This window comes from Weissella sp. ESL1139 (genome assembly GCF_058506735.1).
The window spans coordinates 1,489,988-1,508,022 of record NZ_CP196375.1; the positions used below are offsets into that span (position 1 = coordinate 1,489,988).

General features: G+C 41.7%; 10 protein-coding genes and 4 tRNA genes. All 14 read right to left on the minus strand.

Annotation, left to right across the window (positions count from 1 at the left end):
• Positions 1 to 73 precede the first annotated feature (73 nt).
• Entirely contained in the window at positions 74 to 3,730 is a 3,657-nt protein-coding gene (rpoC, locus tag ACSYSF_RS07395; RefSeq protein ID WP_491737228.1) for a DNA-directed RNA polymerase subunit beta', read from the minus strand.
• Positions 3,731 to 3,874: 144 nt separating this feature from the next.
• The gene (gene rpoB / locus ACSYSF_RS07400; RefSeq protein ID WP_489867383.1) at positions 3,875 to 7,480 is read right to left on the minus strand and encodes a DNA-directed RNA polymerase subunit beta; all 3,606 of its coding nucleotides are present in this window, start codon (positions 7,478 to 7,480) and stop codon (positions 3,875 to 3,877) included.
• Positions 7,481 to 7,737: 257 nt separating this feature from the next.
• The gene (locus ACSYSF_RS07405; protein WP_489867384.1) at positions 7,738 to 10,230 is read right to left on the minus strand and encodes an ATP-dependent Clp protease ATP-binding subunit; all 2,493 of its coding nucleotides are present in this window, start codon (positions 10,228 to 10,230) and stop codon (positions 7,738 to 7,740) included.
• 1 nt (position 10,231) lies between these two features.
• Positions 10,232 to 10,708: a CtsR family transcriptional regulator gene (locus tag ACSYSF_RS07410; protein ID WP_489867385.1), complete on the minus strand. Its 477-nt coding sequence runs from the start codon at positions 10,706 to 10,708 to the stop codon at positions 10,232 to 10,234.
• A 161-nt stretch (positions 10,709 to 10,869) separates the two neighbouring features.
• Positions 10,870 to 10,943 (minus strand) — tRNA-Arg (locus tag ACSYSF_RS07415).
• 31 nt (positions 10,944 to 10,974) lie between these two features.
• A tRNA-Gly gene (locus ACSYSF_RS07420) sits at positions 10,975 to 11,047 on the minus strand.
• Between the two features lie 6 nt (positions 11,048 to 11,053).
• Positions 11,054 to 11,126: transfer RNA gene (locus tag ACSYSF_RS07425), tRNA-Thr, on the minus strand.
• Positions 11,127 to 11,146: 20 nt separating this feature from the next.
• Positions 11,147 to 11,229, minus strand: a tRNA-Leu gene (locus ACSYSF_RS07430).
• 429 nt (positions 11,230 to 11,658) lie between these two features.
• The gene (serS, locus tag ACSYSF_RS07435; protein WP_489867386.1) at positions 11,659 to 12,942 is read right to left on the minus strand and encodes a serine--tRNA ligase; all 1,284 of its coding nucleotides are present in this window, start codon (positions 12,940 to 12,942) and stop codon (positions 11,659 to 11,661) included.
• 10 nt (positions 12,943 to 12,952) lie between these two features.
• On the minus strand, positions 12,953 to 13,606 hold the full coding sequence (locus tag ACSYSF_RS07440; protein WP_489867387.1) for a deoxynucleoside kinase: 654 nt from the start codon (positions 13,604 to 13,606) through the stop codon (positions 12,953 to 12,955).
• A 142-nt stretch (positions 13,607 to 13,748) separates the two neighbouring features.
• Positions 13,749 to 14,165, minus strand: a complete 417-nt coding sequence (locus ACSYSF_RS07445; RefSeq protein ID WP_489867388.1) for a F0F1 ATP synthase subunit epsilon — start codon at positions 14,163 to 14,165, stop codon at positions 13,749 to 13,751.
• Between the two features lie 17 nt (positions 14,166 to 14,182).
• The gene (atpD, locus tag ACSYSF_RS07450; RefSeq protein WP_489867389.1) at positions 14,183 to 15,583 is read right to left on the minus strand and encodes a F0F1 ATP synthase subunit beta; all 1,401 of its coding nucleotides are present in this window, start codon (positions 15,581 to 15,583) and stop codon (positions 14,183 to 14,185) included.
• 45 nt (positions 15,584 to 15,628) lie between these two features.
• Positions 15,629 to 16,507: a F0F1 ATP synthase subunit gamma gene (locus ACSYSF_RS07455; RefSeq protein WP_489867390.1), complete on the minus strand. Its 879-nt coding sequence runs from the start codon at positions 16,505 to 16,507 to the stop codon at positions 15,629 to 15,631.
• A 16-nt stretch (positions 16,508 to 16,523) separates the two neighbouring features.
• The gene (gene atpA, locus ACSYSF_RS07460) at positions 16,524 to 18,035 is read right to left on the minus strand and encodes a F0F1 ATP synthase subunit alpha (RefSeq protein ID WP_489867391.1); all 1,512 of its coding nucleotides are present in this window, start codon (positions 18,033 to 18,035) and stop codon (positions 16,524 to 16,526) included.

Genomic DNA, 18,035 nt, shown 5'->3' on the forward strand with positions numbered 1-18,035 from the left:
CTACTTACATCTTAACAAAAAAACATCCTATTGATAACAAATAAATGTCATCAATAGGATGTTAATCATTGTATTACTTTGATAAGTTCATAGCATTTTCAATATCGGCAATTGAAGTTGGAATGTTGTTATCTTCTTCAGAAGAAGTGACGATTGGGTCAGCAACAACCTTGTCTTCAATTTCTTGATATTGCTTCATTCCAGTACCAGCTGGAATTAGCTTACCAATAATAACATTTTCCTTCAAACCAACAAGTGGATCATTCTTACCGCGAATAGCAGCGTCAGTCAAGACACGAGTTGTCTCTTGGAATGATGCAGCTGACAAGAATGAGTTGGTCTCCAATGAGGCCTTAGTAATACCAAGCAAAACAGGACGGCCTGTAGCTGGCAAACCACCATTAACTAGGGTACTCTCGTTAGCATCACGGAATTGTGCGATATCCATTAACGTACCTGGCAATAGGTCAGTTTCACCTGGATCCATGATACGAATCTTACGCAACATTTGACGAGCCATAACTTCGATGTGCTTGTCAGAAATCTCAACACCTTGCATACGGTAAACCTTTTGAACTTCGTCCACAATGTAAGTTTCCGTTGCCAAAGTATCACGAACTTGGATAATTTCCTTAGGATCAGCAGAACCTTCGTTCAACGTCTCACCACGGTGAATGTGATCACCTTCACCCACACGCATACGTGCAGTCATTGGCAATGTGTAAGTACGAGTATCTGTCTCACCTTGGATAGTAACTTCCTTAGTACGATCAGCTGGGTTTTCTTCGATAGATGTTACTTCACCAGTAACTTCAGTGATAATCGCACGACCCTTAGGGTTACGTGCTTCAAAGATTTCTTGCACACGAGGAAGTCCTTGAGTAATATCGTTTCCAGCAACACCACCAGTGTGGAATGTACGCATAGTCAATTGTGTACCTGGCTCACCGATTGATTGTGCGGCAACAGTACCAACAGCTTCACCAACTTCGACAACATCACCAGTAGCCATGTTACGGCCGTAGCAACGAACACAAACTCCGTGTTCAGTGTTGCAAGTAAATGCTGAACGAATTGTAACTGTCGTAATACCAGCTTCATCAATGCGCTTTGCAATATCTTCAGTAATAATTTCATTACGACCGACAATCTTATCACCAGTTTCTGGATCAATGACTGACTTTTGTGCGTAACGACCTAGGATACGTTCGTATAATGTTTCGATAACTTCGTTACCATTCATAATAGCAGTAACGTCCAAACCACGATCACTACCACAGTCTTCTTCACGGATAATGACATCTTGTGCCACATCAACTAGACGACGGGTCATGTAACCTGAATCGGCTGTCTTCAAGGCCGTATCGGTCATTCCTTTACGAGCACCGTGAGTTGAGAAGAACATCTCCAAAACAGATAGTCCCTCACGGAAGTTAGCGATGATAGGTAGCTCCATGATACGTCCGTTAGGGGCGGCCATCAAACCACGCATACCAGCTAGTTGCGTAAAGTTAGAAATGTTACCACGAGCTCCTGAATCAGACATCATGAAGATGTTGTTATCAGGTTCGAAGTGTTCGATTAGCTTATCAGTAATGTCATCTTTAGCCTTATTCCAAATGGCAATAACACGTTCATAACGTTCTGAATCAGTAATCAATCCACGACGGAATTGCTTTGTAACTGTGGCAACTTGCTTGTGGGCATCCTCGATAATTTCTGGTTTTTCCTTCAAGTCAGTAACGTCGGAAACTCCAACCGTCAAACCAGACTTTGTTGATTCATCGTAACCCAAGTCCTTCATACGATCCAACAACAATGATGTTTCTGTAACCTTATAAATCTTGTAAACTTCGGCGATAATATCTGACAAGTAACCCTTCTTGAAAGGTGGCAAGATATTAGTTTCAGCAAAGCGAGCCTTGATATCTTCACCTGGTTCTAAGAAGAAACGGTTGTCGATTTCATGCAAGTTAGCTTCAGTTGGCTCATTCAAGTATGGGAAATCCTTTGGCAAGATATCGTTGAAGAATAGCTTACCAACAGATGTCATCATAATACGTGAACGTTGCTCAGCAGTGAATGGCTTCTCAGCAGGCAATGAAGAAGTTTGGATACCAATACGTGTATGCAAATGTACATACTTGTTTTGGTAAGCCGTACGAACCTCATTAAGATCCTTAAAGATCATACCTTCACCTTCACGACCAGCTTCTTCGGTCGTTAGGTAGTAATTACCGATAACCATGTCCTGTGAAGGTGCAACGATAGGTTGTCCATCCTTAGGTGCCAAAATGTGACCAGCAGCTAACATAAGCAAACGTGCTTCAGCTTGTGCTTCATCTGACAATGGCACGTGGATAGCCATTTGATCCCCATCGAAATCGGCGTTGTAAGCCTCAGTTACCAATGGGTGTAGACGCATAGCTTTACCAGAAACTAGCACTGGCTCAAAGGCTTGAATACCCAAACGGTGCAACGTTGGTGCACGGTTCAATAGAACTGGGTGTTCCTTAATAACATCTTCCAAAACATCCATAACGTCTTCATCACGGCGATCAATCTTACGCTTAGCAGCACGGATGTTGCCAGCCAAATCACGCTTAACCAATTCCTTCATGATGAATGGGCGGAATAACTCCATAGCCATTGGACGTGGCAATCCCATTTGGTTCATCTTCAAGAAAGGACCAACGTCGATAACTGAACGTCCAGAATAATCAACACGCTTACCAAGCAAATTTTGACGGAAACGTCCTTGCTTACCCTTAAGCATGTGTGACAATGACTTCAATGGACGGTTACCTGGACCAGTAACTGGACGGCCACGACGACCATTATCAACCAAAGCATCAGCTGCTTCTTGCAACATACGCTTCTCGTTTTGCACGATAATACCAGGTGCGTTTAGCTCTAGAAGACGCTTCAAACGGTTGTTACGGTTAATAACACGACGATACAAATCGTTCAAATCTGAGGTAGCAAAACGGCCACCTTCAAGTTGAACCATTGGTCGCAAGTCAGGTGGGATAATTGGAATAACATCCATAACCATCCACTCTGGCTTATTTCCAGACTTTACAAAGGCCTCAATGATGTCCAAACGGCGAACCGCACGAACACGCTTTTGACCAGTTGCTTCACGCAATTCAGCCTTTAATTCCGTAACTTCCTCGTCCAAGTCAACTTGTGACAACAAAGTTTGGATAGCTTCAGCACCCATACCAGCTTCAAAGGTATTACCATATTCAGCCTTTAATTCACGGTATTCGCGTTCTGAAAGCAATTGCTTGTAAGTCAATGCAGTATCACCTGGGTTAGTTACCACGTATGAAGCAAAGTAAATAACTTCTTCAAGTGAACGTGGTGACATATCCAAAACCAATCCCATACGTGATGGAATTCCCTTGAAATACCAAATGTGTGATACCGGCGCAGCCAACTCAATGTGACCCATGCGCTCACGACGAACCTTAGCTGAGGTTACCTCAACACCACAACGGTCACAAACAATTCCCTTATAACGGATACGCTTGTACTTACCACAGGCACATTCATAATCTTTTGTAGGTCCAAAGATACGCTCATCAAATAGACCATCTTTTTCAGGTTTAAGTGTACGGTAGTTGATTGTCTCAGGCTTTTTTACTTCACCATAAGACCAGCTGCGAATCTTATCTGGACTGGCCAGACCGATTTGCATACTTTCAAACTTATTGACATCGATCAATTGTTCGACCCCTTTCATAGGTTCTTTATACAATTCCGACCCGTAGTTCTACTAGGTTTGTGCTTAGTATAACGATCATCATAATGCCCTTTACACTAAGCACAAACCTAGCAAAAGCTAGGCCGGCTACACTTTATTTAAATTTTATTTAGCACTGTCGTTTGTGTTAGTGACACTATCTGATGCCTTAGCATTTCCTTCAGCGTTAAATTCTTCAGCTAACTTGTCTGTCTTTTGACCAGCGGTCTCAACGTTCAAGACTGAATCATCTTCATCCATGTCGCGCAATTCAATTTCACGATCATCAGCGTCAAGCACCTTCATATCCAAACCAAGTGCTTGCAATTCTTTAACTAGCACACGGAATGATTCAGGAACACCTGGCTTAGGAATTTGTTCACCCTTAACAATGGCTTCATATGTCTTAACACGACCAACAACGTCGTCAGACTTGTATGTCAAGATTTCTTGCAACGTATGTGCAGCACCATAAGCTTCAAGGGCCCAAACTTCCATTTCTCCGAAACGCTGACCACCGAATTGTGCTTTACCACCAAGTGGTTGTTGCGTAACTAATGAGTAAGGTCCAATTGAACGAGCGTGAATCTTATCATCAACCATGTGAGCTAGCTTCATGTAGTGCATGATACCAACAGACACACGCTTGTCAAAGGCTTCACCAGTACGACCATCATAAAGGATAGTCTTTCCATCGGCTGGCAAACCAGCTTCTTGGATAGCATCCCAAATATCCGTGTCACGAGCACCGTCAAAGACAGGTGATGCAACGTGGATACCTAATTCACGAGCAGCCATACCTAAGTGCAATTCAAGCACTTGACCAATGTTCATACGTGAAGGCACACCCATTGGTGACAACATAATGTCAATTGGGGTTCCATCTGGCATGAATGGCATATCTTCAGAAGGTACGATAACTGAAACAGTACCCTTGTTACCGTGACGTCCGGCCATCTTGTCACCAACTTGAATCTTACGACGTTGGGCAATGTAGACACGAACCATCATGTTAACACCAGGTGACAACTCATCACCGTTTTCACGTGTGAAGATACGTACATCTTGTACGACTCCACCACCACCGTGAGGCACCTTCAATGAAGTATCACGTACTTCACGAGCCTTCTCACCAAAGATGGCATGTAGCAAACGCTCTTCAGCTGATAATTCAGTAACTCCCTTAGGTGTTACCTTACCAACCAAAATATCACCATCTTCTACTTCGGCACCAATACGGATAATACCACGCTCATCCAAGTTCTTTAACTGGTCTTCACCAGTGTTTGGAATTTCGCGAGTAAACTCTTCAGGGCCAAGCTTTGTATCACGAGCCTCTGATTCGTATTCTTCGATGTGAATTGATGTATAAACATCATCACGGATCAAACGCTCATTAATAATGATGGCATCCTCGAAGTTATATCCTTGCCAAGTCATAAAGGCAATCAATGGGTTTTGACCCAAGGCTAATTCACCTTGTTCCATTGAAGGACCATCAGCTAATACTTCATCAGCATCAACCTTGTCACCAACCTTAACAATTGGACGTTGGTTGTAATTCTTACCCGCGTTTGAACGACGGAACTTCATCAAAGTGTACTTATCCAATGAACCATCTTCACGACGAATACGGATTTCACGACCGTCAACATACTCAACGACCCCAGGGTATTGTGAAATAATCGCAACACCGGCATCGTGGGCAGCCTTATACTCAATACCCGTACCAATTAATGGTGCGTGTGGATTAATCAAAGGAACTGCTTGACGCTGCATGTTGGCACCCATCAAAGCACGGTTAGAATCATCGTTTTCCAAGAAAGGAATAGCAGCCGTTGCAACGGCAACAATTTGCTTAGGTGAAACGTCCATGTAATCGACTTGATCAATTGGCACCTCAGTGTTGACATCACTCTTACGAGCCAAAACTGTATCAGTCGCAAATGATCCATCATCATTCAAAACAGAATTTCCTTGTGCAACCACGAAGTTATCCTCTTCGTCAGCTGTCAAGTAGTCGATACGATCAGTAACTTTGTGGGTAGTCCAATCAACACGACGGTATGGTGTTTCAATGAAACCAAACTTGTTAATGTGTCCATAAGTGGCCAATGAATTAATCAAACCAATGTTAGGACCTTCAGGTGTTTCGATTGGGTCCATACGACCATAGTGAGTATAGTGAACGTCTCGAACTTCATATCCGGCACGGTCACGAGTCAAACCACCAGGTCCTAAGGCTGACAAACGACGCTTGTTAGTTAACTCACCCAATGGGTTAGTTTGATCCATGAATTGTGACAATTGTGATGAACCAAAGAATTCCTTAACAGCAGCAACAACTGGACGAATGTTAATCAATTGTTGTGGTGTTACGGTTTCAGGATCTTGAATTGACATACGCTCACGAACAACACGCTCCATACGGCTCAAACCAATACGGAATGTGTTTTGTAGCAATTCACCAACACGACGAATACGACGGTTACCCAAGTGGTCAATGTCGTCAGTCGTACCGATACCTAATGGCAAGTTCAAGAAGTAGTTCATACCAGCGATAATATCAGCTGGCTTAACTGTACGAACCTTTGGATCAAATTGACCATTACCAATAACTGGCAATGTCTTTTCAGGGTCCTCTGGGTTTTCAACTAAGATAGTTTGCAAAACCATTGGTTCAGTCACAACAGCATCATCAGATGGTGTGTATATTGTACGCTTGAAGTCTTCACGATCTAAGTAAGGTGACAAAGCAGACATAACTTGCTTGTCAACAACTGTACCCTTTTCAGCAATAACTTCACCAGTATCTGGATCAGCAAGCGTCTCACCCAATGTCAAGCCCATCAAACGTGCCTTTAATGATAGCTTCTTGTTAATCTTGTAACGACCAACAGGTGCTAGATCATAACGCTTTGGGTCGAAGAAACGAGCTGTCAATAGGGCACGAGCTGAGTCAGCCGTCTTAGGCTCACCAGGACGAAGACGCTCATAGATATCCTTCAATGACTCTTCAACACGTGAATCTTCGATGTCTTTATGAACATCCTTATCCAAAGTTAATGAAATTGAATCATATTGATCCCCTAACATTTCTAGAATTTCTGAATCTGAACCGTAACCCAATGCACGTACCAATTCAGTGATTGGCAACTTACGAGTACGGTCAATACGAACATAGCTAAGACCTTTAGCATCAGTTTCAAATTCTAGCCAAGCACCACGGCTTGGAATGAAAGTCGTACCGTAATTTGGACGACCGTTCTTATCTAATTCTTCGTTATAGTACACACCAGGAGAGCGCACTAATTGTGAAACGATAACACGTTCAGCACCATTAATAATGAATGTTCCTGAAGGTGTCATCAATGGAAAATCACCAAAGAAAACATCTTGTGATTTAATTTCACCAGTTTCTTGATTTGTTAAGCGCAACGTAACGTGCAATGGTGCTGAATAATTAGCATCATGATTACGTGCTTCTTCTACTGTGTACTTAGGCTCCATAAGCTTATAGTCCACAAATTCTAGAGACAACTTTCCTTGGAAGTCTTCAATTGGCAAAATGTCCATAAACATTTCACGCAATCCTTCATCCAAGAACCAGTTGTATGAGTCCGTTTGAACTTCGATCAAGTTAGGCAAATCAAGAACTTCCTTGATTCGAGCATAACTACGACGAACACGGTGTTTACCATACTTTACAAGCGTTCCTACCAAGTTTTCCACCTCGCTTTAAATTGGCCAACTGTGCAACCAGTATATTACAATTTGTTTACAATTTATGCATTTTACCGGTTTTTGAGTGCAAAAAAGACAACAGCATCCCCATCCCTGAAAACGCTCTTGTCGTTGATATGCAGGCTTTCAGGGACAATATTTCCTGTCGGCCGTTGTTTTATACACAATTAAACTATTCTTTAGTATACAAGAAAAAGTAAGCATTAGCAAGAAAAAGACTTCTTGTCAACGCTTACTTTTTTAATCTATTTTGAAACAGCTTCTACATCTTTTTTCAACGGTTTAACGTTAATTGAAATTTCGCCATTTTTAGCACCAATTGTCACTTGATCATTGACACTAATCTTACCTAGCAACAATTGTTCTGAAAGTGCATCTTCAACCTTTGTTTGCAAAGCACGGCGAATTGGACGTGCACCAAATTCAGGATCAAAACCAGCCTTCGCAACAACATCAACGGCAGCTGGTGTCATCTTAACTGTAAAGCCTTGCTCACTGATACGTTGCAAAACTGACTTAGACATTAACTTAACAATTTGATGTAATTCTTCCTTATTCAATGAACGGAAAACAACAATTTCATCAAGACGGTTAATGAATTCTGGACGGAATGTTTCTTTAACCGTCTGCATAATCGTGTCACGCATAGCTTCATAGTTTGATGACTTATCAACAGCACCGAATCCAACTGACTTCTCATCACGTAAACGAGTTGCACCCAAGTTAGAAGTCATAATAATGATAGTGTTTCTAAAGTCGACCTTGCGTCCTTTGGCATCTGTCATGTAACCATCGTCGAAGACTTGTAGCATCAAATTATAAATATCTGGGTGCGCCTTTTCAGCCTCATCCAATAGCACAACTGAATAAGGATTACGGCGAACCTTTTCTGTTAGTTGGCCACCTTCTTCATAACCAACATATCCTGGTGCTGACCCAACTAATCGACTAGCTGAATATGCTTCACGATACTCTGACATATCAACACGAATCATATTATCTTCTGACCCGAACACTGCCTCAGCCAAGGCTTTCGCTAACTCAGTCTTACCAGTTCCAGTAGGACCTAGGAACAAGAATGTTCCAATTGGCCGTTCTGGATCTTTCATTCCTGAACGGGCACGGCGAATTGAACGGGCGATTGCTGATACGGCTTCGTCTTGACCAATCACGCGCTTATGCAAAACCTTTTCTAGGTTAACCAAACGTTCTTGCTCAGTCTTTTCCATCTGCGTCAAAGGCACACCAGTTTGTTCAGAGACAACTTCGGCAATATCATGAACTGACAAAGTCAAATCATAATTTTGATCACCTGATTGTTCAAGTTGCTCATCCAAAATTTTATCAATGTGACGCTTTTGCTTCATTTCCTTTTTACGGAAATCAGCAGCTAATTCAAAGTCAAGTCGTTCAATCGCATCATCTTTTTCTTGACGCAATGTCATTAACTTTTCTTGTTGTTTAGCCATTGGAGTTTCATGACCAATGCGATCAATTCGTACTTTAGCAGCTGCCTCATCCATTAAATCAATTGCTTTATCAGGCAAAAAACGGTCAGTGATATAACGAACTGATAATTTAACCGCCTCAACAATCGCTTCATCAGGAATTGCCACTTGATGATGTTGCTCATAACGTGACTTAAGACCCTTCAAAATAGCAATTGCATCAGCTTGTGTGGGCTCGTCAACGCTAACTTGAGCAAAACGACGTTCTAGAGCCGCGTCAGCTTCGATATACTTTTGATACTCATCTAACGTAGTAGCACCAATTGTTTGTAGTTCACCACGTGCCAAAGCGGGCTTCAAAATATTTGAAGCATCAATGGCACCTTCAGCACCACCAGCTCCAATCAACGTATGCAACTCATCAATAAATAGAATGACTTGCCCATCACGCTGAATTTCATCAATCACTTTCTTCAAACGATCTTCGAATTCACCACGATACTTGGTACCAGCTACCAATGATCCCATATCAAGCATCATCAAACGTTTATGACTCATGTCTGATGACACATCACCAGCAACAATGCGTTGAGCTAATCCTTCAGCAATTGCTGTTTTACCAACACCTGGTTCCCCAATTAGTACTGGATTATTCTTCGTACGACGTGACAAAATTTGAATGACACGCTTAACCTCAGCATCACGGCCAACGACTGGATCCATCTGATTATCACGAGCTAATTGCGTCAAATCACGTGCTAACATATCCAATGTTGGCGTACCTTCTTGGTCTTGTGATTGTTGTGCGCGTTTATTACGACGAGGATCACGTTTCTTAGGTGATTCTTTCACACCAAGTTTACGCAATACCGCACGACGCATTTCACTAGGATTAACATTTAAATTAGCTAAAATACGTGATGAAAAGATTGTCGTATCTGACAATAGTGCTAGTAATAGATGCTCGGTACCTGTTTGCTCTTGATGTAATTGCTTAGCATTTTCATTAGCCAAACGAATAATATCAGATGCTTTAGGTGAATATGGTAGATAAGTACTTTTCGCATTACGTGATAAGGTACCATAACCCGTAAACTGTTCAATCTGGCTTCTAATTTCGTCATCATTCACATCAGATTCTTGCATGACTTTGCTGGCAATGCCTTCTTTTTCAATCGACAAAGCTAGCAACAAATGCTCGGTACCTACTGCTTGATGTTTAAAATTTTTTGCTTGTTCTTGTGCAACGACTAAAACGTTTTTTGCACTTGGTGTATATTGATTATCCATATTAATTACGCTCACTTTCAAACCGTAAACGGTTCAATAATTGTTGCAGCAGTCTTGCTCGTAACCGTCCTTGAATTGTGACATCCCCAACATTAAGTGTCTCTTTTGATAATAATGTCAAAATCAATTCACTTTCATGGAGCGTTAAAATATCTTCACGGCACAAACAGGACATGACTGATGTTGCTGTTCTAAAGCTAACAATCTCCGGGAGTTGCTGTCGTATCTCTTCAATCAAAGCTGGCTCAGATCGCAACGCCATTTTAACAATGCGAATATAACCGCCACCACCTCGTTTTGATTCCACCAAATAACCATTTTCAGTATTAAAGCGTGTCTTAATGACATAGTTAATTTGTGACGGGACGACATTAAAGCGCTGAGCAAGTTCAACACGGCGAATCTCAATTTCATTCGCTTGTTGTAAAATTTGCTTCAAGTATGCCTCGATATTATCAGACATATTTGAATCGGACATAACGCTCACCCCCCTTTGACCAATATTGACATAATTATAAAACGCATTGCAATTCAATGCCACTAAAAGCAAATATTTTTTTATAATTAATGTTTATTGTACGATTTACGCTTTTGTTGACACAAAAACCACCAAGATTTCTCTTGATGGTCTTTAATTAATGCACCTAGAAGGATTCGAACCTTCAACCTTCTGATTCGTAGTCAGACACTCTATCCAGTTGCGCTATAGGTGCATATTCATTTAAATACTTCCAATTGGAAGAAAGCGAACAACGGGATTCGGACCCGCGACCTCCACCATGGCAAGGTGGCGTTCTACCAGCTGAACTATATTCGCATAAGATGCCGACTACTGGATTCGAACCAGCGACCTCTTCATTACTAGTGAAGCGCTCTGCCAGCTGAGCTAAGTCGGCTTCTGTATCGTTAAACGATATGCGGATGACAGGAATCGAACCTGCACGCCCTAGGGGCACTGGAACCTAAATCCAGCGCGTCTGCCAGTTCCGCCACATCCGCAACAGACGTCAGTCGAACATGACATCCGACAACTTTTATAGTATATCTAATTTCCAAACAAGTGTCAACACATTTTTTGAAAAATAAATACTGTCGTAAGTTGCAAATGTACTAGCAGCTCCTTACCACTCGATATATATTACTATCTTTTGTATATTTTTGCAATTGTTTTTTTATTTTTTCAGAGCGTGAGCAAAAGCGGGTTGAACCTGGTGTATAACGTCGTTGGGAGCAATTACGGCCGAAGCAACGCACAGGGACGTGATTGGGACCAATAGCGTTATATCGAAGGTTCAGCTTTTGCGAGCGCGTTTACTCAGAGCGTGAGCAAAGACGTTTTGGATTCGATGTGTAACGGTGTTTGGATGCTTTGCAATCTAACCATACAAAAAAGCCAAGCCGATTAACTGCGACTTAGCTTTATTATCTTTATAGTGTATCTTCTGGCACAATCTTATCTGCACCAAAGTATGGGCGCAAAACTTCAGGAATTGTTACTGTACCGTCTTCATTTTGATAGTTTTCTAGAATAGCAGCTACTGTACGACCAACAGCTAGTCCAGATCCATTCAAAGTGTGGACGAATTGCAACTTACCATTTTCATCACGGTATTGAATACGTGCGCGACGAGCTTGGAAAGCTTCGGTATTTGAAACAGATGAAATTTCACGATAGATGTTTTGTTGTGGCATCCATACTTCCACATCATACGTTTTAGCTGCCGAGAAGCCCATGTCACCAGTTGATAATGTAATAACGTGGTAAGGCAAACCTAGCTTTTGTAGCAAAGTTTCGGCATTAACTGTCATGTCTTCTAATGCTTGGTATGAATCCTCAGGCTTTGTGAATTTAACCATTTCAACCTTATTGAATTGGTGCATACGAATCAAGCCACGCGTATCACGACCAGCTGAACCAGCTTCTTGGCGGAAGGCTGGTGACAAAGCGGTCACACTGTATGGTAGTTTTTCAGCATCAATTACTTCTTCACGGAAGTAGTTTGTCAAAGGTACTTCGGCTGTTGGGATTAATGTCATATCATCATTAGTTCCCACACGGTAAGCATCTTCCATAAACTTTGGATACTGACCAGTTCCATACATTGCCTTATCTTTAACAAGGTATGGTGTAATCATTTCTTTATAGCCTTCTTTTTGGTGCTCATCCAACATAAAGTTGTAAACGGCACGTTCTAGGCGGGCACCTTGACCAACATAGTAAACGAAACGAGCACCTGATACTTTAGCACCACGTTCAAAATCTAAAATGCCCAAGTCTTCACCAATTTCATAGTGGGCTTTAGGTTCGTAATTGAACGTTGGAATTTCACCCCACTTACGTTCTTCACGGTTTGCATCTTCATCAGGTCCAACCGGAATTGTATCATTAGGCAAGTTAGGAAGATGCAAAGAACGATCTTGAATTTGCTCATCTAGTTTAGCAACTTGTTCATCTAATTCTTTGATAGTTGCTGAAACCTTTTGCATTTCAGCAATAACATCACTTGCATCTTCCTTTTGGCGCTTCTTTAGACCAATTTGATCTGATACTGTATTACGACGTGCTTTTAGGTCTTCAGTTTGAACTAATAGTTCACGACGTTTAGCATCATCAGCAACTAAGGCATCAACTTCTTGTGGGTCAACCTCACGTGTAGCCAAGCGCTCCTTCACTTGTTCCGTATCTTGACGGATTACTTTCATATCTAGCATAACAATTCTCCTAATTATTCTTTAAACCCAACTCAGCAATTTTGTCATCAATCAATGTCAAAACTTGTTCAGCAGCTGCTTCATCTGTCACAAAATCATATTTATCACCATCAATGCTCAATTTAGGTGAACGATCATAGGATTCAAACCAAGCAACGTAACGTTCATTTAAACTTTTGTAATAGTTATATAGTGATGGATCATTTTCAATTTGTTCATAATCGCGACCACGTTTCTTAATACGTGCCAACATTGTGTCAAAACTGACATGAATATAAATTAGTAAATCAGGTGTCTTAACAATCGCATCATCAGAAAAATCAACTTGTTCCATAATGTTGTTTAGCAAATCACCGTAAATTTGTACTTCTGTCTGTGTGGCACGATCTAAATCTGCATTCAACTTGAATAGCAACAAATCTTCAAAAATGGAACGGTCAATCACATTTAGCTGACTACCTTGGGCATCTTTAATATTATCCAAACGCTTATTCAAAAAATAATTTTGTAGTAAGAACCCATAACGTTTTGGATCCTCATAAAACAATGGCAAAATCGGATTATCATCAACGGACTCGTATAATGCTTTGCTCCCTAAATGTTGTGCAAGCATGGTTGTTAAACTGGTCTTTCCGGCACCAATAGTTCCCGATAATACGATCATCCTGTTATCCCACTTTCTTTAATCAATATTAAATCTATTTTATCAAATTTTAGGGAGTCTAGCACGTCAAGTTTTGCTTATCAGCGGATAAACGCGAAAAGGAGAATGAAACGCTCTCGTTTCACTCTCCTTTTATGTCTATCTAATTTTTGCCAGTTACGGCGTGAATACGATTGACTGCTCGCATTAAGGCTAATTGGGCACGTGCAACATCATCTGTTTCATTTGCATCCAAATGCTTTTTTGCTCGTTCCTCAGCGGCCTTAGCACGATTAACATCAATATCTTCGGCACGTTCAGCACTATCAGAGACAATGGTTAATTGATTGTCAGAAAACTCAGCAAAACCACCACTAATAGCAATGATTTCTTCAAAGCTTGCTGGCTCATCAACAACTTTCACCTCACTGATATGCATTGCGGCAATAATAGGTGCGTGGTCAGCCATGATTCCTTCTTCACCACCAATTGTATCTAAAACAACCAATGATGCAGTTTCATGATCGAACACGTTACCATCTGGCGTTACCACCTTAACATGTAGGGTGTGTTCACTCATAGCACTACTCCCTCTGTCTACTCAGCCATCTTGGCAGCTTTTTCTGCCACTTGTTCAATGACACCTACGTTACGGAAGGCATCTTCAGGATATTGGTCATAATTACCGGCCAAAATTTCCTTGAAACTACGAACTGTTTCAGAAAGAGAAACATATTCACCAGGAAGACCTGTAAACGTTTCGGCAACTGAGAATGGTTGTGACAAAAAGAATTGAATACGACGAGCACGATTAACAATCGTCTTCTCTTCATCAGACAATTCATCCATTCCCAAAATAGAAATGATATCTTGCAATTCACGATAACGTTGCAAAGTACGTTGTACTTCAGTAGCAACATCATAGTGCTCTTGACCAACAATTTCAGGTGCCAAAGCAGTTGAAGTTGAAGCTAATGGATCAACGGCTGGATAGATACCTTGTTGCGTCAAAGAACGCTCCAAGTTAGTCGTTGCATCCAAGTGCGCGAATGTCGTTGCAGGCGCAGGATCAGTATAGTCATCGGCAGGCACGTAAACGGCTTGAATTGATGTAACTGATCCCTTCTTAGTTGAAGTGATTCGCTCTTGTAGTTGACCCATTTCAGTAGCCAACGTTGGTTGATAACCAACGGCTGATGGAATACGTCCTAGCAAGGCAGAAACCTCTGACCCAGCTTGCGTGAAACGGAAAATGTTATCGATAAACAATAGCACATCCTGTCCATTGACATCACGGAAATGCTCGGCAATTGTCAAACCAGTCAAGGCAACACGCATACGTGCACCAGGAGGCTCGTTCATTTGACCGTAGACCATGGCGGTTTGCTTCAAAACACCTGATCCTTGCATTTCATAGTACATATCATTACCTTCACGGGTACGCTCACCCACACCAGTAAAGACAGAAATACCATTGTGACCTTGTGCGATGTTGTGAATCAATTCTTGAATCAACACCGTCTTACCAACACCGGCACCACCGAATAGACCAATCTTACCACCACGAACATATGGTGCTAATAAGTCAATAACTTTGATACCAGTTTCCAAAATTTCTGTTGACGTTGATAGTTCGTCGTATGCTGGTGCATCACGATGAATTGGATCACGTGGCACATCATCCCCTAGTTCTTTACCACCATCAACTGGTTCTCCTAGGACGTTAAACACACGACCCAACGTATCTTCACCAACAGGTACACTGATTGATTCTTCAGTGTCAGTTGCCGTCATTCCACGTTGCAATCCATCTGTTGAATCCATGGCAATCGTTCGTACGACACCATCACCCAAAGACAAAGAAACCTCAACAGTTAATGTCTTTTGATCACCTTTATCGATAGTCAAAGCATTGTTAACTTCTGGAATCTTTGTTCCCGATGGAAAGGCAACGTCGACAACGGGACCAATGACTTGAACAACTTGTCCGGTATTCATTGTCGTTTCCTTCCTTCGTTTATATTAATTTGATGTAGTACACGCTTAATCCAAAGCTGCCATTCCACCAGTAATTTCTGTAATTTCTGTCGTAATCTGACTCTGACGTGCTCGATTATACTGCAATCCCAAAGAATCAATAATTTCTCCGGCATTATCAGTCGCTGATGACATGGCATTTGAAGATGCGGCATGCTCAGCGGTCTTTGCATCAAGAATGGCACCGTAGACTAAGCTCTCAGCATATTGTGGCAAAATAACTTCTAAAATTTTGTCTGCTGATGGTTCCATTTCATAGTCAGCCGTATAAGTGCTTTCACCCTTCTCCTGAACTTCTTCAGCAGAAATTGGTAGCATTTTTTGTAAACGAACCTCGTTTGAAATACGACTAACGTAATGTTGATAAGCAACAGTTAATTCATCAAACACTTCATTGTCATACATCGTTGTAACGGTCTTTACGATGTCACGAACCTCAGTAAAGGTTGGCACATCGGAAACACCACGATATTCATACGCAACATCAAAGCCGCGTTTCTTAAAGAAATCGGCACCATTACCACCAACGGCTAAAATCGTCACCTGATCAGGTGTTAGTTGACGTTCACTAATCGTTGTCATAACTTCTTTTAACAACGTTGAATTATAACCACCAACTAAACCACGATCAGACGAAATAACCAAAAATCCCACTTTTGAAACACGTCGTTGTTCCAACAATGTTCCGGCTACATGACTAATATGAGCACTTGATAAGTGAGCAACAACATCATGAAGGGCATTTGCATATACATCATATGAACCACCATGGCGTTGAATTTTGCTTAATTTAGCTGTTGAGACCATTTGCATGGCACTTGTAATTTGGCGCGTACTTTTCGTTGAGGCAATGCGGCGTTTAATATCTTGTAAAGAAGCTGCCATTTATGCCCCTCCTTTGCTAATCCTTTGAACCAGCGAATGTTGCTTTGAAGCTCTTAATTGCTTCATCCAATGCATCCGTATCAGGCAAATTGCTTGTATCAACAATTGTCTGAAGCAAATCATTATGTGAAGCACGAACAGAAGCAATCATTTCTGATTCAAAACGTAGAATATCTTCAACTTCAACATCATCCAAGAAGCCATGTGCCAAAGCATAAAGTGATAACACTTGTTCTTCAACTGGCATTGGTTGATGAAGAGGTTGCTTCAATAGTTCAACCGTACGACGACCACGAGCAAGCTTGGCTTGCGTTGCTTCATCCAAATCTGAACCGAATTGGGCGAATGACTCTAGCTCACGATATGAAGCCAAGTCCAAACGTAATGTACCAGCAACCTTCTTCATAGCCTTGATTTGTGCGTCACCACCAACACGAGAAACAGAAGTTCCGGCATCAATGGCAGGACGAACACCAGCGTAGAATTGATCAGAATCCAAGAAGATTTGACCGTCAGTGATTGAAATAACGTTTGTTGGGATATAAGCTGAAACATCACCAGCTTGTGTTTCAATGATTGGCAAAGCAGTCATTGAACCACCACCCAGTTCGTCTGACAACTTAGCAGCACGTTCTAGCAAACGTGAGTGCAAGTAGAAGACGTCACCAGGGTAGGCCTCACGACCAGGTGGACGACGAAGAATTAATGACAGCTCACGGTATGCCGTTGCTTGCTTTGACAAATCGTCATAAACAATCAACACGTGCTTACCGTTGTACATGAATTCCTCACCCATTGCAGCACCGGCATAAGGAGCCAAGTACAACAATGGTGCTGGTTCAGAAGGTCCAGCTGTTACAACAATCGTATAATCCATTGCCCCTAAGCGACGTAACGTTTCAACTTGTGTACGAACAGTTGAAGCTTTTTGTCCAATCGCAACATAGACAACAATCATATTTTGATCTTTTTGATTTAAGATAGTGTCAATCGCAACTGATGTTTTACCAGTTTTACGATCACCAATGATTAACTCACGTTGACCACGACCAATTGGGACCAAAGAATCAATGGCCTTTAGACCCGTTTGTAGTGGTTCAAACACAGACTTACGCTCCATAACACCTGGAGCTTTATATTCGACAGGACGTGTCTTTTCCGTTTCAATTGGGCCCATACCATCAACAGGTTGTCCCAAAGCGTTTACAACACGACCAATCAGCTGCTCACCAACTGGCACTTCCATGATACGTCCAGTACGCTTTACGGTATCACCTTCACTGATACCGTCATACTTACCTAGAACAACAATACCAACATCGTTTGATTCCAAGTTTTGCGCCATACCATAAACACCGTTCTCAAATTCAACCAGTTCACCAGCAAGGGCATTTTCTAACCCTGTTGCACGGGCAACACCGTCACCAATGTAGGTAACGGTTCCCGTTTCTTGAACTGTTAAGTCGTCTTGATAATTGGCTAATTGCTTTTTGATGAGTGAACTGATTTCTTCAGCTTTGATGCTCAT